The following is a 25,455-nucleotide window of genomic DNA, read 5'->3' as shown; positions in this document are numbered from 1 at the left end:
ATCGATGCCGCCGTACCGATGAAAGCCGCCAGCGACCGCATCGCCGCCGATGTCGCCGCCACCGCCGCGCGCCGCGACACCCTCACCTTCATGTTCCAACGCATCGCCGCGTTCGCGGGGCGATACCCCCACATGGCGCTCGCCATTCGCGCGACCATCATGGGCGCGGTCTCCATGGGCGGCGTGGTCGCCGGTGCGCAATATGCCCAGATCGTCCAGGGCCACGGCAAACCCGGGCGCCGCACCCGCATGGATTGGGGCAAGGTGTGGGTGGCGACGGCCGCGGGTGGCGCCGGTGGCCTGGCAGGCTCCCTTGCCACCCGTGCCGTGCTGCCCGCACTCACCCGCATCGGGGCCAACGCCGCGACACAGGCGGGACGCAGGACAGGACGCGCCGTGGCCGTCGTGCTCGCCAGCGCCACCGGCGGAGCCGCGGGTGGGGCCGCCGGTGCGGTGACCATGTCCGTACTCACCCACACCAAACTGAATCTCGCCCAGATGATGCTGATGGGCGCCACCAGTGGCGCGGTCAGCGGTTTCGGCGCGGCGGTGCGCGCCACCCGGGGCATGACCGCCGCCCGGCCCCCAGAGGCGACCGTCCCCGAGACCGGCGGAACCCGAGGCAGTCACAACGACGGCCTGCCGGTCCGATCCGCGGCCGACTCGGCCAGGCCGCACGGCAGCGCCGACCCACCCCGGACACGCGAGGAAACCATCCCCGAGACCGGCGGATCTCGAGACGACGGCCGGCACGAGGGCCTGCCGGTCCGATCCACGCCCGACTCAGCCAGACCGCACGGCAGCGCCGACCCACCCCGGACACGCGAGGAGCCCATCCCCGAGACCGGCGGATCCCGGGACAACGGCTCACGCGACGGCCTGCCGGTCCGTGAAACCGCTGACGGTAGCGCAACTCGGCACCACAAGGAGACCATCGACGAGATCGGCGAGCTATACGAGGAGCAATTCCGCAAGCTCGACGAGGGCGGTACCTCACCGCACTCCGACACCGACCCATCACCACCGGGCACGAAGCAGCCTCCACCCGCGTCGCCAACCTCCCCCGGAAGCAAATCCGAATCCGGCCACGGCTTGCCTTCCTGGGATTGGAATCGCGGCCTGGAACTACTCGTCGAGGGAGGCTACGGAACCGCGCCGACCGAGTCCGTGGCCACGCCGGGAAGCTCGTCGTCGACCGGAGGTCCGGGCACCGCCCAATTCCACAGGGGCCAACCCGAGTCTCCGCAGATGGGTCTGGCCGGAACCGTCCTCGCCGCCGAGGGCCAGCCCAACGCCACGCCTGGATCGGTGCTGACCATGAGTGCGAACAGCCATGTGGAAACCAACACCCACGTCGCTTCCGCCAAAGATCTGGGCGGCGCCGGAGGCGGCAATGGGCCGGGTGTCATGGCGGGACCACCTGTCGCACACGGAGATTCGCCGACCGGAGGCGGTCCGGGCCCAGGTTCGCCCAAGTCCGGGCACGGGCCGGGCGAGCTGCCGCCCGACTCCGACGAGGCGATCCTCCTCGACCTCGACTTCTTCGACTACGAGCTGGTTCCCAACGAACCGGTCAAACCGGGCGGTAACTCCCCCACGGCGACGCCACACGTTGCCGCCACCACATCGGCCGAACCCGTGCCCGGCAGCGGGTCCGGCTCGCCGCCGTCACCCACCCCGACGGAGGCGAAGAGCCCAACCGCGCATGCGGGTGCGACACCTGGCCCCGGCGGCGCACCGGCGACACCCGCTCCCCCACCTGGGGCCAACACACCCCACGCCAGCCCGCAGGCCGGACAAGCCAACGCACCCCAGCCCCAGGCCACGCCGCAAGCCGGACAAGGCAACACACCCCAGCCCCAGGCCACACCACACGCCGGACAAAGCAACACACCCCAACCCCAAGCCACACCACACGCCGGACAAAGCAACACACCCCAACCCCAGCCCACACCACCTGCCGCACAAGCCAATTCACCGCACTATCAAGCCAACCCGCAAGGCGCACAAGCCAACTCACCACAGCAGACGCACACCGGCACACCGACATCCGGCGCACCCGCAAACAACCTTGCAGCCCAAGCGATCCCACCCACAGCGCTGGCCGGAGCCGCGGCACTGGCTGGGCATGGGCCGTCGAATCCCGATACCACCACAGAACACTCGGCATCCCCGCCCGCAATGTCGGGCGGGCAGCCCGCCGACAACGACCAAACCCACAGCGATCCGGAGGAATTCCCCGACCGCATCGGCACCATCGTCACACCCCCGATGCCCAGCTACGTCCCCGTACAACCACAGATAGACGAGTATCCGAACAACGCACCCGACGAATACACCAAACCACCGGGCACCACCTACAAATTCCCCGGACAACCCGACGCACCGGACGGCCCACCGCCCAACGCGATTCAGATCGTCCCGCACCCGACCACCCCCGCGGTGCCGGAAACCGGCCCAGCTATACCTCTGACCGACCGACCGCAGGTCCCGATCCCGGACCACGCCGTCCCCGGCGCACCCGCCGAAGACGACCGACAGAAACCACGCGTCCACGACTCCGAACCACCCCTGCCCCGACACGCGAACACCCCCGCACCACACCTACCCGCCACCCCCGCCGACCGCCCCACCGAACTGAATCCCCCCTCCCACTACGCCACCACACCGGACCCCGAAACACCAGGCGCACCAACGGATCCCACCGTCACCCCGCAACTGCACCGCGACAGCACCCAATACATCCCCGACCCCACCATCCAACCCACCCGCGGCGGCACCCCAGCCACCACCCTCGCCGGACCCCTACCGCAATCGGTGGTGCCGGCACGCCCGGTCCCCATGGCCTCGGCCTCAGCAGAGCCCAAAAAGCGCAAACGCAAACCCAACACGCCACCACCCGAAGCACGACAGCCGACGCCGAAACCGCCTGCGCCGATACCGGTGCCAACCCCGCAACCGAAGCCAAAGCCCAGCCGACCAGCCACACCACCGGCCCGCACGAAGGTCACCACACAGTCGGCACGGACAACCGGACGCGACCTGGCCATCACCTTCGCCAGCGCCTCCGGGAGTGGTGCACTCACCATGCCCGCTCTCACCTATACCGAACAACGCGGCCGCAACCTCGCCGAGATGATGCTGACGGGCGGCGGCCTGGCTACGGCCACCCTCCCCACCCGAACCACGGACACACAGGTCCGCCCTCTCGCGGCAACCACCACCGAACTCGACGACAGCTGGCTCGATGGACTCCTGCTCCCGGCGGAACCCGAATCGGCCGACCAACGCACCACCCGCGACGGGCACGCACTGCGGCCGCATGAAGAGACCATCGCCGAGATCGAAGAGATCGGCCGCGCCATCTTCCACGAACTCGGCCGCCCCGACGACGACAGCGGCGCCCAATTACTCACGGACGTCACGCAACCAACAACCGCCCCCGGAAACGCACCCGAACCCAGTTACGGCTGGAGCGCTTGGGACGAAGCCCTGGAACAACTCACCCAGGGCACCTACGCACCCGCGCCGACCGATCCCATCACCACACCGGCAAGCCCGTCATCGACCAACCGCCCCGGCACCACCGAATTCCACAGCCGCCGACCCGATACTCAGCAGCCGGGCCTCGCGGGAACCATCCCCGCCGAAGGCCAACCCCACACCACACCGGAATCGGTGCTCACAACAAGCACCCCCGATACCGACACGACCACCGACCTCGGCATCACTACCACCGGGACCGAACTTGCGGCGGAACCACTCGTCCCACCCGGGACCGGCCCCGAGCCCAGCGAACTACCGTCCGCCCCCTCCGAGCTGGTTTTCGACGACTCCGCCGCAGCGGCAACTCCAATCGCCGAACGACCGGCCACACAGGCCAACGCCCCCCGCCCCACGGTCGCACCGCAAGGCGCACAAGCCGACTCGCCACAGCACTCCCACGCCACCGCACCACCCCACGGCGTGGACACGAACGACCTTGCAGCACAGACGATCCCACCGGCAGCCCTGGTCGCTGCCATGCCGCCGAGCGGTAGTGGACCGTCGAATCCCGATACGACTGCAGGCTCCCCGACCCCACCGCCCGCGATGTCCGGTGGGCAGCCCACCGACAACGACCAAACCCACAGCGACCCGGAGGAATTCCCCGACCGCATCGGCACCATCGTCACACCCCCGATGCCCAGCTACGTCCCCGTACAACCACAGATAGACGAGTATCCGAACAACGCACCCGACGAATACACCAAACCACCGGGCACCACCTACAAATTCCCCGGACAACCCGACGCACCGGACGGCCCACCCCCCAACGCCATCCCGGTCATCCCGCGCCCGTCAACCCAAGCTGTGCCGAAGACCGGCCCCGCTATCCCCCTGACCGATCGACCACAAGTCCCCATCCCCGACACTGCCGTCCCCGGGGCACCCGCCGAAGACGACGAGCAGAAGCCGCGCGTCCACGACTCCGAACCACCCCTACCCCGCCACGCGAACACCCCCGCACCACACCTGCCCGCCACACCCGCCGACCGCCCCACCGAACTCACCCCACCCGCCCGTTACGCCACGCCGCCCAATCCGGAAACCCCCGGCGCCCCAACAGATCCCACCGCCGCCCCGCAACTCAACCGCGACAGCACCCAATACATCCCCGACCCCACCGTCCAACCCACCCGCGGCGGCACCCCACCCATCACCCTCGCCGGCCCACTGCCGGAACCAGTGGTAGCGGCACGCCCCGTCCCGATGGCTTCGGCCGACGACCCCAACAAGCGCCGACGCGGCAAGCCGAAAAACCCGCCGGAACGACCCCAGCCACCACAGCCACAGACACCACCGGTACCTGTCCCACCACCAGCCGCTCAGCCGAAACGCCGAAAGCTCGGCACCCCCGCACCAGATCAACCCATCGGTGTCGACCCGCAACAGCAGCGCTTCGGCTCGCAACAGTCGACGGGCGCGGACAACCGTCGAAGCGAGCGCAGCGAAAGTGACCGTGCACGTGCGGATCTCGCCAGAGCGCTTGGGGTAGAACCGGAAGTATTGGCGCTTCGGGGAGCAGTGCAGCAGGTCATCGATCAGCTGCAAATGGAGTTGCGTCTGCTCGGCGACGAGGACTGGGATCTGGTCCAAGCCGGGCAACTTCCCGGCTGGCTCGGCCGAGCGTTGGACCGTGAGTACCGCGCCCAGCGCGCGATGAGCGACGGGGCCACCGCTGAAGAGTTGGCACGGTTGGACAGCGACACGCGCCAGTTGGAAGCAGATCTGCCCGGGTATCTGGGGCAGGAGGAGCTGGCTCCCGGGTGGCGCGCGGCGCCCAGCGACGACCCGCTTCACGAGCTGCGGCAACTGGCTGTACGCGTGGATGCGCCATTGGAGGTCCGACATCTCGTCGACGCCGCCGCACGATTCCTGGGAGCCGAACCGTTCGTCGCTCCGGCCGCTGAGCCCACTCCAACCGCTCGGTCCGCTGAGCCCGCAGACCCCGCTCCCGACGCCGAGCCCACTCCGACCGCAGCCCCCGCTGGACCCGCTGCTGCGGCTTCCAGTGCGATTCGCGAATTGCTCACCGACGAAACGGATATCGCGGCAGCCGAAGAAATGCTCGACGCACTGTTGCGGTCCGCGGAAGGTGCGGCGACCGTCTCGGTAAGGCGCAGTGCGACGAGATTGCGCATCGCAGTGGTCGACCGGAGTCAGGAACCGCCGGTCCGTGATGCGGCGGAGGCAGAGCCGACCGAGTCGGGTGAGGTCAGCGAACTGCTCGACCTGTCGCAGCGCTGGGGCTACCAGCTGGATGCAAACGGAAAGCGGAAGCGATGGTTCGACGTCGCCCCGCCCGCCGGGCAAGCCGATGCACCACAAAAGAAGCCAGCTTTCACATTGGCATTCGAGCGCGGGCAGATCGAATCGCAAATACAGGCGGCGCGACATCAGGTCGTCGAATTCCTCCAGCACCATACTCGACTGGCTCCGCAGCAGATCGACGCCGCGGCAGTCGCGGTATCGGAATTCCTCGGCAACGCGGCGCTGCACGCGGACGAGGGCGGAGCCGATCTGACGATCGAGGTGCGCAACGGCCGGGTGCGAATCGGGGTGGCCGACACCTCTCGAGGGTTGCCGACCATGCGGCAGGAAAGCCGGAGCGATGCGGCCGACGAGGTGGCGCCGTCACCTGTGATCGACCAGGCCGAACAGGACCGATTCCTGGCCGCATTCGATGAGGAGGATTGGGAATCCGGCCCCATCGCCATACCGGAACCCGACAGCTCCGACCAGTCGGATATGCGTCACCGCAGCACAGGCGAGCACGGGCGCGGCTTCCGGCTCGTCATGGACGAGGCGGCAGCATACGGCGTCGATCTGGCGCCACTCGGACAGCCGGGCAAAAAGGTGTGGATCGAGTACGAACTTACGCCCTTCCTCGATGGTGATGCGACGGGCAGCGGGCACCCGACGCCACCGGAGCAGGATTCGGCCACAGAGACTTCCGAATCATCAGCGACTGCAGTCGAGCCTCCCCCCGCGTCGGGCAAGAGAACTGGCGGCGATCTGAGGCTCGGCGAACCACCCCCCGGCCCGGTGGTGCAGTTCCACGACCCCGCTGGCGCGATCGACGGCCGGTTCAGGCAACGGCGTTCAGGCGAAGCCCCCTGGATATTCAACCGGTTCGGCCCGGAAAACCCTGCGCCGCAAGAGCGTCCGATGACACCGGATCCGCGCGCCGAACGACCGGATGGGCCATTGACCGGTTCTGCGAGCGGCTACGGCGGCGAAGGCGGCGGCGGTCGAGCCGAACCGCCGCGGGATCTGAGCGCGCTGTCCAAGGAAGCACACGCGGCACTCAACAAACCGAGCGCCCAGTTGCGCGACCTCGGTTCGGCCGACCAGATCGCCGAGCAGCTGATGCGGGATGGACTCCCCGGTCAGACCGCGGTGGTGCTGGACCGTATCGATGGTGTGGACCGCGCCAGAACGCTCGTCTACGACGGCCGCAGAGTCGTCGAGGTGCGCGATCCGAATACCGACGACGGCATGATTCACGAATTCGTACCAGGGTCGGGTGCTACGGAGCAGACGCGTGCACTGGTGTTTTCGCCGGTGGAGGCGGCGGATCGGGTCGAGGCGGAACAGGCTTTGGGCAGACTGCTCGGCCGAAACGACTCCGACAGGTTCCCCGAGCACTTTCCCGACGGTATTCCCGACCGGCCGACCCGCGCGGCTATGGCATTGGACTTCGATCGGCCCCACACCATCGACGGACCGTTGCACGAAAACGAATGGTCGACCTTGGCGAAGCTGTATCCCAACGAGGTGTCGAACTCGCGAGGAGCGCCACAATCGGCCCGCGCCGAGGCACGTGAGGTGTGGGGCGACCGTTACTTCCCCCAGGAACCCGTTCGCGCGTCCGAAACACCCGCTGAATACCTGGCTCGCCACGCTGATGTCGCAATCGCCATGTACTCGAACACTTACCGCGCCGGCGAGAACGACGGCGTCCACGGATGGGTGAATCAGGAGGGTGTCCTCCGATTCCAGATCTGTGTCGCGGAGGGCACCCCCTCGGGCCAACAGATGTTCCGAGACTTGATGGCCAAGATCGGATCTCACGTGCGCGCGATCCGTGAGCCATGGTCGGTGGACGACAGTTTCTCCGACAATTTCGAGACCTTCAACGCGTACAGACAGGATCTGTGGCTTTCCCCCGAGGATGCGGCACGCCGGACGTTCACCGGCAAGATGGCCGGTGACATGGGGTTCACCGAGGTGACCGTCAACCACTTGACCGGCCCCGTCGGGGAACACCTCATCGTCGATGTGACGTTTTCCAACGATCCCGCCGCACAACCCACATCCGCCGCCAGTGCGCTACCGGAGCACCACAGTCGGCCGAATGACGGCGCGGTCGAACCGGCCGAACCGATTCTCGATGCCGACCAACCCCAGCAGCTGGCCGGGTCGAAAGCGCAGGCCGCAGCCGACCGAGCCGTTCGCACCGCGCTGCGAAATTGGCCGCATGCCGAACAGGTCGATACCGCCGCAGCCATCGCGGCGGCATTGGTCCAGCAGGCCCTCACCCGACCTGATTTCGATCCCGAGAGAGATCGCGATCCGCGGGTGTCTGCGTCGGTTCATGGGGAACCGGGCAATCGGTGGGCGTTGGTCGAGGTGGCAGACGGCAACAGCGACATGCCTACTCGCTCCCAGGGCGGCGAACCTGGGTGGCCTGCCATCGACTCGATGATCGAGAAGACAGAGGCGTCGGGCTACGAATTGCCGCACGGTGCGGGAAAGACGGTGTGGTTCAAGCTCTTCGAGGCGGCGGGGGACCACGATCCGTCGCAGGCGATGCCCGATCCGGATGTCAACTTGACCTTCGCCCCAGGTGCCGTCGAGCGTGGTGCCGCAGAAGCGCGGCGGGCGGTCCGCACCCTGCTGCGGCAAGCCGGTTTGCCGGACGAGCAGGTCGATGATGTGGTCTCCGTGGTTTCGGACGCAGTGCAGAACGTTGCTCGACACGTGCCCGACTCGGATGCACAGTTACGGGCTTGGCGAAACGGGCGGGTGGAGATCGGCGACAACAGCCAGCATTTGCCACGGCCACAACGGCCACAACAAGACAGCGATACCGACGCATTCACCGCCGAGGAAGCCGATGCGTTCGATTTGGGCGAGTTATTGCCCGGTACCCATGGCCGCTTCTTCCGGGAGATGGTGGGTCAGCTTGCCAAGACATGGGGCGTCAACCTGGAACGCGCTGGGGGCAAGACGATTTGGTTCGACTTCGGGACGACCGGGCCTGCCGATGTCGACGGGAACCATTCCGCTACACCACCGGCTCCCCAATCCGCCCCCGATATCCCCGAAGCCGAACGTTCCGCCAGCAACCAAGGTACAACCGCAACCCGACCGCCGGAGCAGTCGTCCGAGCCGCCACAGCTGGCTGAGGATCGCCCCGCAATGGAGACCAATGCAGACCCGGTGTTGCAGCAGGCCAAGCAGGGTAATTCGGCAGCATTCCAAGAGCTGCGTCCCGCGGTCGATCACCGCTTGTTCAAAAGGCGCAAGATCGACGCGCACTGGGTGCTCAACAAACCGGGTGCCGAGTTGGAGTCCGATGACGAGAAGTATCGGCGCCGCGCCATCGCATACGTGGGGGCCGGGATGCACGAGGATTGGCGGGACAAGCGCCGCAAGAGTGCTGTTGTGGATAGTTGGAAGAAACTAGCGAACGAGGCATGGTGGGAGCGTCACCGTTTCGACGGCCCCGGACATGTGCGCTGGGCAGACGGTGGCTGGCAGGTCAACATTGTCAAGTACGCCAGCAGCGACTTGCCCGAGGACCGGCAGGCCGAAAGCGCCGAGACGGCAGAAATCGCTGTCGACGCCGTGGCCGACACGGTCCGTACGGGAACCGACATCGCCAGTCTCGACTCGATGGACCTGATTGATCTGGTGGACGAGAACGGCTTCCCGGCTTCTGAGAAAGTCGCGCGATCCGGGTTCCACGATCCGGCGAACACGGTTCATGAGAGGTGGCTCGAGCGCAACGAGGAGACCGCACAAACCAAGCAGTTGTCGGGTTACTTCGATCTCGATGCGGAGCAGCAGTATTACGACCTGATCCCGGTTTATCTGGCGGTGGAGTATCACACGGCACACCATCTCGGCTCGGCCGACGCCGCCTCCACCGAGCAGCGCGCGCTCGAGGAATATCTGGACCGTCATGAGTGGTCGGATCCTGCCAGGCGGGCACACGCTGTACGGATGCTCGAGATGTCGCTGCAGGACGCAGTGGCCAACGGTCACGCCATGGTGTGGTGGCGCCTGCTCGACGACGGTACGCTGCGGGCGGCGGTGCACGGTCTCGACCAGTCCAGTGAGCCGTGGCTGACGGCCGAACACAGGCGCGTGCTGGAGTCGGTGGCGGATAGGGTCATGAACTCCGGGCGTGCCGGGGGCGCCATCGTTCACTTCGAGATGCGGGATACCGGCAGCGCACCGAACACGCAGGATGCCAACCTGGGCAGCCGTGGCAACCCGGCCCCCGAGCCCGACGCGCCGGTCGACGAATCGGATCCGGCTCTGCGCCGGGCCGAGCTGGACACTGCCACGGCGAATCTGACCGCCATCGCTACCGAACGCGGGCTTTCCATGGCCGAGCTCGAGCCGGGTTCGCCGCGGCTGACGGAGCTGCCCGTTGAGATACCCGAACACATCCGTAAATGCCTCGTCCAAACCGTGCGCGCCACCTGGGCCGTCGGCTACGACGACGCGACCATCCCCCACGAAAACGCCAACACCTGGGATCAACTCGAAGACAGCCTCCACGCACACCTCACCAGACTTCCGATTTCAGCAACCACCCCCGACCCCCTTGCGGATGTCATCGACACCGTCGAAAACGACGACGATATCGACTCCATCGTCGTCGTCATCGACAACGGCACCAGCGCTCACGGCTACCTGGTCACCAAGATCGATGGCAAAACCCTCATCTTCGACACCCTCATCCCCGAACCCGCCACCAGCGAACCGGGCCCAGAACCCCGCGCCACCCGCACACCACGGATCCGAACCCGCACCGAATGGGAACAATCCCTACCCGAAATGCGCGCAGCCTTCGGCGAAATCCAGGACGCCTTCGGCCTCGAATTCACCAAAGACGCCACCGGCCGCATCCATCCCAAACCCAAGCCGGACATCGACGGCCCGGTCCGAGAACAACGACAGCACCCAATCCTGGGCAAGCCTGGCAACAACAACCCCGACGGCGAAGAGCCGCACACACCGAATCATTCTGCGGCCGAGGGGAATCCGGCAGCTGATCCGCCGGGGGGCGTGTCGCACCAACCGGAAGCGAGTGCCGAACCAGAAGTACGCACCCCGGAACCTTGGTTGAGCCATCCGCCGGATCCGGCCGCAGGCCCCATCGAGGAATTGTTGGGGCGCACCGAGACCGGGCGCGAGGCCATGGCTGTGCTGCGTACTGTCGGCGCTTCGGTCCAGTGTGGGAACTACGACAATTCGTTGAACGCCAGCACGGCCCACAGCACCATCGACACGCAGGGCGGCACGCTAGCGGCGGCGAGCGCGGTCGTCGAGGCAGCGGCGCTGGTCGCGGCGGCGGAGGCGGGCCAGTTCGAGTCACAGACGGCCTGGGTTCGGGACAGCGACCGCACCGAGTATGTCGAGTCGGTGCGACGGGCCGCAGCCGCGGCGAGGGGTAAACAAGCAGAGTTCCACCGCGAATTGGCCGCGCAGGGTTACGATCTGCCGCCGGTATCGCTGGAGAACATGGTCGTGCGCGAGCACGAGTCGGCGTACTTGGCCGCCTACGACGCCGCGGTGACACAAGCGCGACAACAGGATTCGGATCTCGACGGCCAGCAGTTGCGGCGGATCGGGCGGGCCGCCGGTATAGCGGAGCTATTGTCGAGCGAACAGTTCGACGGCGATCGTGAAGGCAGCGGTCGGTATTGGGACAGACTGCAACAAACACAACCCCCAAGTGGGTTGAGCGACTATATTCCGGCGTCGCCCGAGTCAGCGCGGCAGGTGGATCGGCTGGTGCGTGCGCACGCGGCAGCCCATCGCACGCTGCACCGGATCGAGGACGATTGGGACCGAGCGCTAGAGCGCCTACAACACACGTACCAGATGCTGGGCCACCGGGTGCCCTACCTGAATCCGGCCTGGTCTCGGAAGGATAACCTCAAGCAGCTACAAAAAGGTGAACTCGAGCGGCGACAGTCCGATCGACCAAACGACCCGTGGGCGGAGTCACCGTTCGAATTGACGGTGCTGGCCGATCTGACGGCACAGCATTCGCGCGCCCACGAAGAGTTCTACTGGGTTGCTCGGGAGATCTCCACGATCGTCGGTCACGACATGATGGACGCCGAAGTGGTTGCCACCGGCGGCCATTGGGTCACCGACCACGTTGCCGTCCTCGGCGACTCCATCGTCGTGCTGGAAACGCACGCCGACCGCAACATACAGATACGCGCGGCCCGCCGCGCCGGCCCGGAGCTGCCGAACGTCCAGACCAACCGAGTGCGGGTCTATATCACCGAGTCGGGTGACCTGTTCACCTCCTATAAGGAGGCGCGTCGGGAGGAGGAGTGGCCCGCGGATCAGCGGCGACCGGAGAAGGCAACGCAGCCGTCGGATGCACCGTGGACATCGACGGCCCTCACCGAGGCGGCGGCGTCCGCTCTCGACCAGGTGAAACAGATATTGGAAACCAACGACATCGGCCGCGAAACGCTGAACATATTGCAGCGCCATGGTGTGCGCATCCAGTTCAGCACCGAGTGGGCAGCCCACATGACGTGGGCGCCGGGTAGAACGATCGAGTGGGGACCTGCCGCTGGCTATCACGCCGCATCGAACACTGTTGTCCTCTACTACGGCTTGCCGCCGCAGATCAACGCGATGAAGCTGGCCATAGAGGCCCAGCTGATCGCGGCGCGCCCGGCGGCGGGAGATCCGCTCGATCTGTTCGCCATGGCGAGCGACGAGTACGTCCGGGTGATGCAGGATCGACATGCCGAGGCCTATGCGCGGGCCTTCGAGTTCGAGCGACTGCGCCAATCCAACGCCGAACCCAACCCGAACGAAGCGAACCCGTTCTGGCAACTCTACTTCGATGCTTTCGAGCAGGCCCTCCAAGTTGCGCGAAAGACATACGAGAACAATCCTCAGGTCACCGCCGCGATGTACGACGCCGCGGCATATCAGGCGGCGCGCCGGGCGCTGTACGCGCAGTTCACCGAGTTCGGGCCACGCATCGACGGGCAAGACTTCGCCACCTTCCATCACAATGAATGGCTTGCCGCACATGGACTTTCGTTGGTCACCGCGGAAGCACCGCCAGCACCGTCACAGCGCAAAGACACTCCGGAGCTGCGGGAGCGGGCCAGCGTCCGATATGTGACGGAGATCGAGGCGTTCCGGATGCTGCGCGACGCGGGTCGCTTCGTACCGGTCAGCCCCATGGAGCGCGTCTTCGCCGACGCCTACACGAAGGCCGAAAAGGCGGGCAAGGACAACGCCACTGCTCGGCAGGCCGGGGTTGCCGCGGTCCGCAAGTACATAGACCGCGTCGGACTCGAGAAAGCCGAGATCGCCCGGGATGTAGCACAATACGCCCACGACAACCTCCACACGTATCGGCCGTGGCCGGAACTTGCCGCAGTTGACGCGAAAGACGGACACCCGGCTGTCGACGGCCCGTCGCCGCAGGAGTTGTCGGAGGAGGAAGCGACCGAACTGGCTCGCCATGTGATTGATGAGATATTGCGCGCGTATCCCGACGGCGTGCGACGCACCCCCCGGGTGGCCGAGTTACCGCAGCCATCAGGCCCGGTACTGCTGTTTGTCGCGGCGGCGGCGGGGCAACACATGGATGCCGTGAGTGAGCTGAAATTGGAGCATCCGGACCTCGCCGGCGTCCTGTCGGACGACAGATACGAAATCGTCTATGTGCTGCATCGAGACGGCACACCTCCGTACAAACCGATCTCACGCGACGTCGCGGAGGGGGCACACCGTCGCCCGACTGACAGTGAAGCGGCGGCCGAAATGTTGCGCGAGTACATCCTGTACCGCACGCGTCCGGATCTGCTCGCGAAACAAGGCCTGGAGTTCCTCAACGGTCTCGGTTTCGACGAGTGGCTGCGTCAGCTTCCTCCGGAATGCTTCACAGGCAATGGCGAGTTGGCACCCGAATTCGTCAAGCCCGCCGCGAGAACCTATGCGGCCGATCCGAATTCGTTCAAGGCGCCGCATCCGGCGGAGGTCGCCTATCGGCTGAAGACCCGCCAGGTCGTGCTACCTACCGACGCGACAGTCGATCGGCTGCGGGACCTCGAATCGGCACAGTTCAGTACTGCCTTCATCAAGACACCCGCATGGACCTTCAAGGTCGCGTTCGAAGCCGACGGCGACGGAGGCTGGCGAGTTTCGGCGCCGAACGGGGTCGAGATCGCATCTGATGCGATCGGTGGAGCCTTCCGAGGTATGACGGATTCCGATATGGCGCGTCTCGGAAAACGGATCGGCCGCATGCTCCTCGACGGGTCGGCGAACCTGAACGACCCCAATGCCACACAGGGGTGGATCGAACGTATCAAGCGGCGACGCAAGCCTCGACCGCCGTCGGCGGGTGGCAGTGGATCGCCCCCCGGGGGCGGCCGTCCGGGACCCGGCCTCCCTCCCGGGCCGGTGGAGTCCTACACCAGCGGACTCGATCCGGCCGTACTCGATGGGCACGTCCGGACGCCTCGCCGTCGAACCTCAGGCGTGTTCGGACCCGATGGGCTCGACCCTGCCGTGTTCTACTACGACACCCCGGAGGGGCGGGAACGGGGCGATCGCGATCAGCACGCGAGCGGTGAAACCACCGCAGCCGCAGACAGCTCCGAAGAGACAACAGCAGCGGCGGCGGCGACCGATGCCGAGCCATCGGCCAGCACCGGGGCTCCAAAGTTCCGGGAGAAGCCGAGCGCTGAGGCAATCGAGTTGTTCCAGCGGATTCTCGATGCGGAGCGAAACGGTGCTCCGAGCAGGGACCTCCGAGCGTCCGCAGAGGGGCTGATCACCAACGACGGCGATCGTGCTTATGCCGAGCGCTATGTCCGCAATGCACGCCGTGCTGAAACGCTCGCGGCGGAATTGGGGATCACGTCGGAACAGCTCGATGTGCTGATGACCGAAGAACTGAAAAACAAAGCATTCGATGGCGACATCGTCATTCGCCTCACCTCGGAGAATCTCGAGAAAGTTCTCACGAGTGGCAGATTCAAAAACCTATTCGAAGTCTCCGGGCGGAGCCTGCTGGCGCAGGTTGCGGTAGAGGCAAGGGCGGAGCTCGAGGCGGAGCTCTACGGATCCACACGAGATCGCCCAGCGGAACTGCGACCGATCCACGCACGCATTCGCCCACGTGGGGTCGACTGGCGCAGCGAGGCCGAGCTCACTACCGTTGCCGAGTATGGCGACGTCGACGGCGTAGCTCATCCGTCAGTGGCCGCCCGAACGACAGCGTGTGTCGGCAGCCCGACGCTGACCGACGTCACACCAAGCCCGATCACTGATCCGCAGCCCGAGTCCTTCGGAGCCACACCGAGTGGCCACGGCGAGTACGGCTATTTCGGTCTCGAAGGCATCAATCGCGATTATGCGGCGGGGCGGTTCCGCCGCTACGCCCTCGTCCATGCGCAAATTCACAACGGTATGACGGCTCCCGAAGTCACCTATTTCGTGTTCCATCGCATTCCGTCGAACCCACGGGTCTTCGACCTGCTGGACGCGGCCGGGATCCGCTGGTTCACCTCCTACGACGATTCGGGGCACCCCCCGTGGGCTACCGGGGAGGAGCAGCCGACAGAATCGACGGTTCGGCACGAGCCGGAACAGAGCGGCACCACCTACGAGACCCCGCCCGTCAACTCGGCACCGGCGGCCCGCCCGCCCGCCCCTGTCAGCACAACCGATCCGGCACAGCCAGAACCGGCGCCGCACACACCGACGCTAACCGCGGCCAATACCCCGCCCGCGTCGACCAGCAACCCTCCCACACCACGCCCGCCCAGTACTCCGACCGGCGCGAGCGTCGCGGGAACCGGTGCGGATAAACCGGATTCGATGCCCCGCCGTGGTGCCAGGCCACCCCGCGTCGAAGGCAGAGGGATCGACTTCGTCGACGGCGCGGTCGATACGGCGGGCGGGCACAGAGACGAAGGCGCCGGCCCCTGGGTACTCAACCGTTTCGGTGGCGACGGCCCCGTGCGGGACGAACCGAGGCAGCCGCGCACACGCCGCGAACCAACGGAAAACGCGAGCAATACCGCCGGGGACAACGATGCGCGCGCAAATCCCGAACGTGCGCTGCCGAATCCAGAAGGCACCATCTCTTCCAACCCCGAACCTGTTCACGAGCATGGAACCGGTTCGACTGCAAGCGATTCCGAAGCCGCAGGGTTCGATCCCGTCGAGTCGAACAGTGACGCACTCGCGCACTCCGCGCGTTCGCTTGTCGTCGGGCTGGCCGCTCAGCTGTACAACGTTCGAGCTGCCGAGCAACCCAGTTCAACCGCTGGATATGACACCGTCCTCGATACCACCGCCGATCAGGCCTGGCAGGCCGCCCATGCCGGCAGCGATCGAGTCCCCTTGGCCACCACGGATTTCCACACGCTACCGGACGACGTGCTGTCGGAGTACCTGCACCTGGCCGAGATCGCACTGCCTGTCGTTCTCGACGCGATGAGTTCGGGCACCGATATCTCGAGTGACGAATTCGTCGAGCACCTCAGCAGCAGAATCCACAACGGGCGGCTCCAACACCATTGGCGTACCGCCACCCCGGAACAGCGACTGCCGTTCGACGATCCCGACTACCCCGAGGAACTGCACGAACAGCATCGGCATTTCGCGCGCGCAGTCCGCGATTTCGTGGTGTCGGCGAGTGCCATCGATCGTTCCATACCGGATCCGTTCGCATCCTGTGCATCGGGCACGGAGGTTGCCGCGGAGATGTGGCGCAGACACGCGGTCCGCATGTTCGGATTCGACTTACCTGGTGTGGCAGTGGAAGTCGTTCGTGATTTCGCCCGAGCGATACACCAGCTGTTGACGAAGTACCCGTACGTCCAACTACACCAGATCGGGATCGGGCCCATCTCGGGTGGGCGACGGTTCGCCATGAGCGACCATGTCGCGGGAACCGATACGAGGTATCCGTTCACGCGGTCGGTTACTGTGTCCGACATCTTCGCCACCTCCCCGGAGGCGAATTGGGCCGCGATGGTGCAGGATGGCCTCGCCGTAGGGGCGGTCGACCAGCCGATACTCGGGTTGGTCCGACGTGAATTCGGCTTTGCACTTGATAACGCGAGTTGGCTTTACGCGTCGCGGAAGGCCAAGTCGATGCTTATCGACCACCATGAGCACAGCCATGAGGGGCCGACTCTGTGGTCTCCGAAACAAGCATATGCCTGGCGGGACAGCGAATTTCGCAAGTATGGACTCAACGACAACGGACAACTCGACTCCGCCACAGCCGTGGCCGGAGCCTTCGCAGCCGTGGAGAACGACCCGAACAGCGCCTCGGTCGGGGGGCGGGTCCTGCACAACCTATTGACCGAGATCGCGCCACAGCAGCGAACCGAAAAGTACCGTGAGCGAGAGAAACTCGCGGCCGAATACCAGCCGGTGACACCGGCGGAACAACAGGCCAAGATGGCGATGGTCGCGGCGGTGCGAGCCGACCTCGGCATCGATCTCATCGGTCTCGACAACCCGGGCATCACCGCAGACATCGCCGGTCAGTTCATTGCGGCCATACGGCACATGTTCGCCCGGTTCCCGATACTCGAGGACTTAAAGGAGATCAGCTTCGTCCCGGGGGACATCGACGAGTTCGGCAGACAGCTCGATAACACCATCGAATTTACCGAATTGTGGGTGACCGCACCGGCACAAAAACACGCCGATGCGGTAGTGCAATTGGCTTCCGGACGGCTGCGCAATGATCTCGATCGCGTGTACTTCTGCCTGGCCATCCACGAATTGGCCCATCAGGTCCGCAGGCTCCTGCCCACCGATGCGCCGGGTGCGTATGACGTCGTCGGTGATTACGTCGAGAAAGCCTACGGCTCCAGAGAAAACCGAGTGCTGCGGCCATGGATGGCGCAGCAATTCAGCTCATACGGCATCCGCCAGAAGGACGGGGCTCTCGATCCGATCGAGGCGGAAGCGGAGTCGGTGGTGGCCGCTGAGGTCGACACCCTGACGCCGACCGAGGGCGAGGCGCTCGTCTACCGCAGTATCAAGGCGCAAGCCGACGCCGAGGCCGAACGACGCGGCCTCACCCCGACCGCCCCGGGGCCGGCCGCATCCGCTCCATCCGTAGCACGGAATTCCGATGCACAACCGGCACCACAGGCCAGTACTCCGACCGGCGCGATCCCCACGAGAACCGGTGCGGATGAACCGGATTCGATGCCCCGCCGTGGCGCCAGGCCGCCTCGCGTCGAAGGCAGAGGGATCGACTTCGTCGACGGCGCGGTCGATACGGCGGGCGGGCACAGAGACGAAGGCACCCCCTGGGTAATCAACCGTTTCGGTGGCGACGGCCCCGGGCGGGACGAACCGAGGCAGCCGCGCACACGCCGCCAACCAGCGGAAAACGCGAGCAATGCGGCCGGGGACAGCCAAGCGCGCGCGAATCCCGAACGTGCGCTGCCTGATCCACGACCCGATGGTGCCCGACCCGCGACCGACAGCGCCGAGCCCGAGCATCCCGCGACCGAGGTTCGGATATCACCCGACATTTCGGACAAGACACCGAATAACCAAGCAAGCACGAACACCGCCGATGCCGAACCGAGAACTCCTGCGGACCAACCGGATACGAAGGCGGTCGCACCTCAGCACACCGTGTCCGCCGAATCGTTGCCGATCGATACCGATGTGGCGGCGGGCGCAACGGAATCGGCACGTCCGGCGCGGAAAACACCGTGGAGCAGCGAACCCCGCAAGTCCAGCGGGTCCACGCCCTGGAGCGGCAATCCTTCCGCAGCCGATGCGACGCGCTCGGAACCGAATCAGTCGACTGATGCCGCGGCATCGACGGCCTCCCCTCGCCCGCGAAACCCGGACACACTCGTCGCCTATCGCACGCTGCACGACTGGGCCACGACCTTGTCCGACGAAGACGCGCAGCAGCTGATCGCCGACACGACCGCCGAACTCACCGCGCATCTCGACGCCTTCCGTCACGGTGCGCCACCGTCGGTCGAAGCCGCGGTAGCCGCAGCGCGATTGCTCAATGTCCTGATACGGGAACAGTGCCACCGGATCCAGGCCAGTACCCGTAAGGGAAACATCCCCGACTACGCGACGCTGTTCGACCTAGCCCGGGATCTCGAGACTCGCCTGCCGGCTGTTCGAGCCTTGTCGGCCGCCGCGAACGCGGTATTCGACCTCGCCGGCGCGCTGCGCTTGAAAGCACCCGAGGACATACCCAAGCCATTCAGCAAGCCGGAAAGCGAACTGAATTTCCTGGACTCTCTTCCGTCGCACCTCGGACGCATGGTCGACAACATGACTACCGCTGTCGAAACGATGCCCTGGTCCGAGGATGGAGGGTTCCCCAGGAAAACCAGGCCGGAAGACGAGCACCGCGGACCCACCAACGCCGCAATCAAGGCAATCAACGGGCTGGCAAAACACTTTGAAGAAGTACGAGAGCACGATGGGACGGATTGGTCCGAGTATATCGACGGCTACCTGCGGACGGGACTGGTCCGCGGATTCGACGCCGACGTCGCCCGCGCAATCGGCGCACTGCGTTCGGAATCGGACGCCTTCGATCCGACGCGAACGGAATCAGACCGGGCCTTCGCCGCAGCTGCGGCATCATTCCTGCCGAATGTCGTCACCGTTACGAGCTACTACCTGACCCGAACTCGCGAAGCTGCAACCGCTTTTGAACTACTCCGAATAGCGAGCGATACCTTCGCGGCGAGCGCCGCTCGCCTGCCCGATCTCCAACCATTGCACAATGCTGCCCAGCTGGTAACGCATCTCCGCGACGCGGTCGCCAAAGGTCTGCGGCCGCAGTCGGATTTCCAGGATCCGATGATGATGCGCGGCCGAGCGTTTACCTCGCTGGTGGATCACCCTCGCTTTCCCGAATTGCTCGCGCAGACAGTGCTCGCGCTGCGTCGAACAGCGCCAACGGACATCTCGACAGAAGCATCGCAGGGGGTTACTCGCGGCGGGGATCTGATCGGCCAATTGGACTACCGCAGAGCCGATTCCGAGCACCTCGATGCATCTATGGGCACGGACGATAGCACCGATGCGACAACGGCCACACCGACACCGGCCGGTGCGGAGCCGGTTTCGCATGCGCCTTACGGTCCGGATGAAGTGCGGTCGCTGACCGTTCATGCCGCCCAACTCCCCCTACCGTTCGACATCAATACGGCATGCACCAAGAAGGCGGAAGCCATCCTCGCTGAATTGCTGAGAATCGGAGTGGATCGGAATGCCTTGGGGATCGCACGATCATTCGTGCCGGATCTTTCGGCGGACGGACTGGAGTTGGCATATCGCACCGGTGAAGTCATGAAGAAGGACAGACAGATCACGGCTTCCTTTTCAGACCGCCTCAGGGCAGGGGTCGGAATTTCAAACCTCGAAGACCGCATGGTCGAATTCGAAGGAGCACGCTTTGCCGGACGGAACATCGGTCCGGTAGAAGTTATCGTCGTCAGTGCGAAGACCACCGACGAGCAGATGGCCACCGACGAGTGGACACTTCCAGCGCCGGGTGAGTATCACAATCCTTTTTACGATTCTTTTGGAAACCACGTAGCCGCCACAATCGATATGCTCGACACAGACGGCCAGTTGGTCACAATGGTCATCGACCCTTCATTCGAACCGACACGGCCAATGACACTGACAGAGTGGAGAGACCGTCAAAACTACTCCGACGTCATTGTGCTTACAAACAGCACGACCGACCCCGCATGGGCACCTTTCAATTTGCGCACCGAATTGATGTCGGACCAGCAGCGCGCCCGATACGAAGCGGTACTCGAACAGTACGGAGATCTTCCCGAAAACGAAATATTGCGGGTATTCTTCAATTTGCAGGCCGACGATCCGAGGCGCAGCAGTAGCGCAATCGCCTGGCCGGAACATGATCGTTACTCCGGTTATCTCGACCAGTACTCGTACTCGTTACACCTGCGGTCGACAATTCTTACCGGAAACAACTTGGGAATTATTACGGCCAGCGATTCCACCGATTACGCAGTGGAATGGCTCGCGCCGGTTCGGAGTTATCAGAAGTGGCTCGAGGCGACCGGACATCCGGAGAGTGCCGCCGATACACAAACCTCGGTCGATCCAACCAGCGAGGCCCCCGCACTGCCCGATCCCGCACCCCCGACCGGCGGAACCACAATCGACGAGCCCCCCGCCGAGATGCCCTTCCAGCACCCCGGACACAACCCCTTCGCCCCAGAGCGCCACCGCGCCGCTGGGCCGACCCGCGCCAGACGCCTGCCGGACCAACTTCTCGGCCATATCGACAACGACGAGATCCCGGGTGACCGCGTGCCATGGGACAAGCCGAAACAACTGCACCGCGCGCAACCGAGCACTGCCCCGGCCTCACCCGAAACCGAGACAAGCACAACGGAACTCTCCGGGAAAACAGCCGAACCGGAGACGCCGACTCACCGCCCAGCCGCTGACCGCGCACGGGCCGCGTGGACCCGCATCGTCGGCAACGTTTTCGGATCCACCGATCAGTCACCCGCGACCGCGCCGACCGAGGAAGACCTCGACGCGATCGAACAAGAGATCCAGGAGCGCGAAACCCGCTCCGCGCCGGTCGAGCTTGAAGCCACGGATGAACAGATCCGCTTGGCCGAGGGCGCGTTGGCCAAACTGCTGGACTATCTGGAGCCGGGTGCCTCACTGGCGTCGCTCACCGCCTTGGTAGATCCCGAGCAATCGGCCACGCGCGCAAAACAAGTCGCACGCGGGTGGCATGCGCTCAGCGATGTCGAGCGCGCCGCGATGATCGCGGTGCATCCGCACGTCATCGGTAATACCGACGGTGTCTTGTATGCCGAACGCGACGTCGCGAACCGGCGTTCCATCATTCTCGACATCGGGGAATTCCTGAAACGCAAACCCGATGACCCGAAAGGCTTCCTGGCGCAGCTGCGGCAGGTGGGGCGCAGCCGCGTGCTGACCCCCGCCGAGACCCGGCACCTCACCAATCTGGTTCGAACTCGCCAACAACTCGCGGCCATCGAGCGGGAAGTGCGCGATATCGGTTCTCCCGTAATACAACTGATCGCTTACGACGCGACCGCATACGACGGCGACGGCCGATGCACGGTGGCCATCGGTGACGCGGACGAAGGTGAGCAGGTCACCCGAAATATCGGCGGCGTCGGAACCACCTTGCAGAAACTGCCGCTCCGCGCGAAATCCGGTATCGCCCAGTTCGAAGTATCGGCGCGGCACGCACCGGATGTCACCGCGGTGACCATTATCGATATCGGCTACCACCATCCGAACTCGCTCGAGGAATTGTGGTCATCGGAGTTCGCCGAACAAGGCGCACATATCGTGGCCGCGGATATCGCGGCCTACAACGCGACCCGCGAGGCATGGACCGAACTAACCGGCGCCGCACCACAGCGATTGCGCACGGTGGCCGCCCACAGTTACGGCTCCACCACACTCGGCTTCGCGGGGCAGAACGGCCAACTCGCCGATCATATCGACCAGATCGTCATCACCGGCTCACCAGGCTTACCAATGGAACATGCCGAAGAATTCGGTATCGGTGCCGAAAATGTGTACGTAGTGGCCGACGACCGCGATCCAGTGTCGAAGGTCGGCGGCGACATCGGGGAGGAATCGGACGAGCGGTATTTCGGCTTCAGCCACGGGGCCGACCCCGCGGGCCGACGATGGGGCGCGGTCCGACTCACCGGCGCGCAGCCGCGACGTTCCTTCAACGTCAAAGAGATCCATGGCGGCTACTACTCCTTCGCCGATCTCTCGACTCGGGTACCGACCACCTCGTTGAACAACATCGCCCTGGTATCCGCCGGCCGCGCCGCAGAGGCCGAGCGCGCCGCACACCGCCCCCCAGCAACCGGATCGGGCCGCGTGCGAGACCTGATCTGGTGGACCTCGAATAATGCCGATGCAACCACACCCGACCAAACCGGTCCGTCATTCGAATCGCCGAACAGCGCGCCGGATCCGCACCACGATCAGGACATCGCACGGCGCTCGATCGCGGAACGCGATGACGTAGCGCGAAACGCCGGTCCTGCGGACGTTGCCGACGAGCCCGCATCCCCTGTGGAAGACAGCCAGGTCTACCACCGACTCATGGCCGAGCTCGGCAACCCACGAATCGCACGAGACCTCGCAATAAAGGTCTACGCCCGCGCCGCCCATGAACAACCACTCGCCGAAACCCATGACACCGCACAACGACTACTCGCCATCGCCGAAACCGTCCTGGCAGAACATCAAGCCGCCATGGCAGATCTCGAGGCGGCCATCGACAACCAGCCCGCGCCCAGTAACCGACAACGCTCCGGCCCATTGGAGCTCGCAATGCTCCATTTCGTCGACGGACACCCGCTCGGCGAAGTAGCGAAACGGCTGGGGATCGCGCTGCCACCGGCAGAGCAGCTGCGCGAGCGCATCCTCGGCGGGACCGCGGCACCTCAGCATCAGGACGACGCAACCGACGAGACCCGAACCCAACCAGACAACCCCGGCGCGGAAGGCACGACCGACCGCCGCCCCGCTGGTGGACTGCCGTCCAACCCATTGCCTCCTGGGATCGAACTCTTCCACCACATCGACCCCAACCCCGTCGACCCGCACTTCCCCCAAACCCCGCACGGCGGCGCGGCGAACAAACGGCGAAACCTCAATAACCAACTCCTCGGATTCCACCACCAGAACAACGGCGAGGACAACCGATTCTGGAACCTCGAACCGCCGGCTGCCGACACGCAACCCGAAACCCCTGACGCCGCCACACCGCCCCCGGTCAGCGACCCCCCTCAGACTATTCCGGATGAACCGAACCCCGGATCATCTACCGACGGGCCGACCGCGAGTGGCACCAGCGCCCCGGACGAAACCGGGCAAGGAGTCCTGGGCAACCGACCGGATTCTGCCGCGCTCAGAGCGGAGTTGCTCCGCCACGGCTTCGACTACCTCGAGTATCTGCCGGGGCCCGCGCCTGGCGAGCTGCTGGGCCGGGCCTGGATCGAGAGTCCGGAACAGCGAGCCTGGGAGCTCTCCTGGTTGGCAGAACGGAGCGCTCGGTTCAGCGCGCTCGGCGCGCTCACTGCGGCCTCCCTGGAGGCAGCGGCGCAACTCGGCCTGCCGAATTCGGAGCCGGGCGCACTGATGATCGTGCAGGATCGGCAGAAGCTGCCCGGAGTGCTTTTCCCTGTCTGGAAGTTTCAGACCATGACGGCGGATGGATTGTCGAACGTCATCGCCCGGATTGCCCGCGACCTGTCCCTCGACGAGATCCCGCAATACGCCTACCTCATGTTGGTGGCGGCCAGACCGCTGATTCCCGCGGAACACGAATGGCTGGCGCCGCCCCTGCTGACGTCCACCCAGTATGCGGACTGGAACCAGATCCCGCGCGGTGGAGTGTTCGGACCGCATTTCCCGCAGTGCCGTTCGCTCGGGCGACAATCACCGCTATACCTGTTCACACGATATGCCGCCGATACTCTCTATGCAGACCATCTCGCCTCCCGGACGTTCGACGAGAACTTCCTGAACATCGTTGTCGAGCCCTACCTGCTCGGCACGGCCCGCGAGATACAGGCGAGTTTCGACGACGCGACATCAGCCGAGGAACGGATCGGGCAGTGGTTCGCGACGATCGCGGCGGAAATGCTTGCGGCACCATCCGATTCCGCACCCGATCTACTCCACCGGGCCCTCCGAGCGCGGACGGACCGAAGCGCCGATGCATTGTCGAGCGAGGATCGAGCAGTCCGACAATTCATATCGACCGTAGGAGACCTGCTGGCCGGAGAGCACGATTTCGGCCGTTACCTACACGGCCGGGGACACCCCGAGACGCAGGCATTCATCCACGATGTCAGGGACGCCGTCCAGCGGCGCGCCCCGCACAACGTCACGATCGCTGTGCCATTCGTCGATAACCTGATCGGGTCCTCGCCAACACACACACCCACAGCGCCTGAGGCGGATTCCGCCGCGCCAGCGCGGCTCCCCGAGACAATCGATGTCCCGGACGCGGATCGCCCAGTCGCACAATCGATGCAGGGCAATCCCGGCGACGATGCCGAAAAGCCAGCAGCCGCAGCAGCTCCCGGCAGCGACGACGACAGCAATTCGAGAACCGCTGCGGACCAACCGGATTCGGAGCCAGAGATATCCGGCACCATGGTTGTCGAAGAAATCAAGTTTTCCCGGGGCGGAATATCTCGAGAAATCGTGTCCGGATATGTGCCGGGAATTCTTGCGGCGAGCGGACCGGATTCCCTGGTGCTACGCGCAGTCGAGGCTCGGGGGATGTCCCACCATAAACTGCGGGAAACGTTTGGTTATCCCAGGGAGATCGAATTCGAGGCAGAGGGGGTAGCGGTTTCATGCTATATGGCCTATAGCCAGAAAGACGGCGTATTTACCCGCGCTTTCATATACCACAAGAATGCGCAGATCGATCACCCGCAATTCGACAAAGTCCACAACATGATCATTGCCGCATTCCTGCATCGATTCCCGGACACGGTCATCGAGCTCTATGAGGACTTCGACAACCCACGCCGCCCACACACTGTGCGAAACATCGGCCCGAAGCCACGCACCACCTCTACTTAG

1 protein-coding gene (cut by a window edge) is annotated in these 25,455 nt (G+C 65.1%); it reads left to right on the top strand.

Annotation, left to right across the window (positions count from 1 at the left end):
- Positions 1–25,455: the 3' portion of an alpha/beta hydrolase gene (locus AB0L63_RS25880; RefSeq protein ID WP_364505539.1), read on the top strand. 360 nt of this gene lie to the left of the window's left edge; only the last 25,455 of its 25,815 coding nucleotides appear in the window; its start codon lies off the left edge, out of view; it ends in the stop codon at positions 25,453–25,455.

The organism is Nocardia sp. NPDC051990 (assembly GCF_040680755.1).
GTDB lineage: Bacteria > Actinomycetota > Actinomycetes > Mycobacteriales > Mycobacteriaceae > Nocardia.
This window is presented reverse-complemented; position numbering and strand designations above follow the sequence as displayed.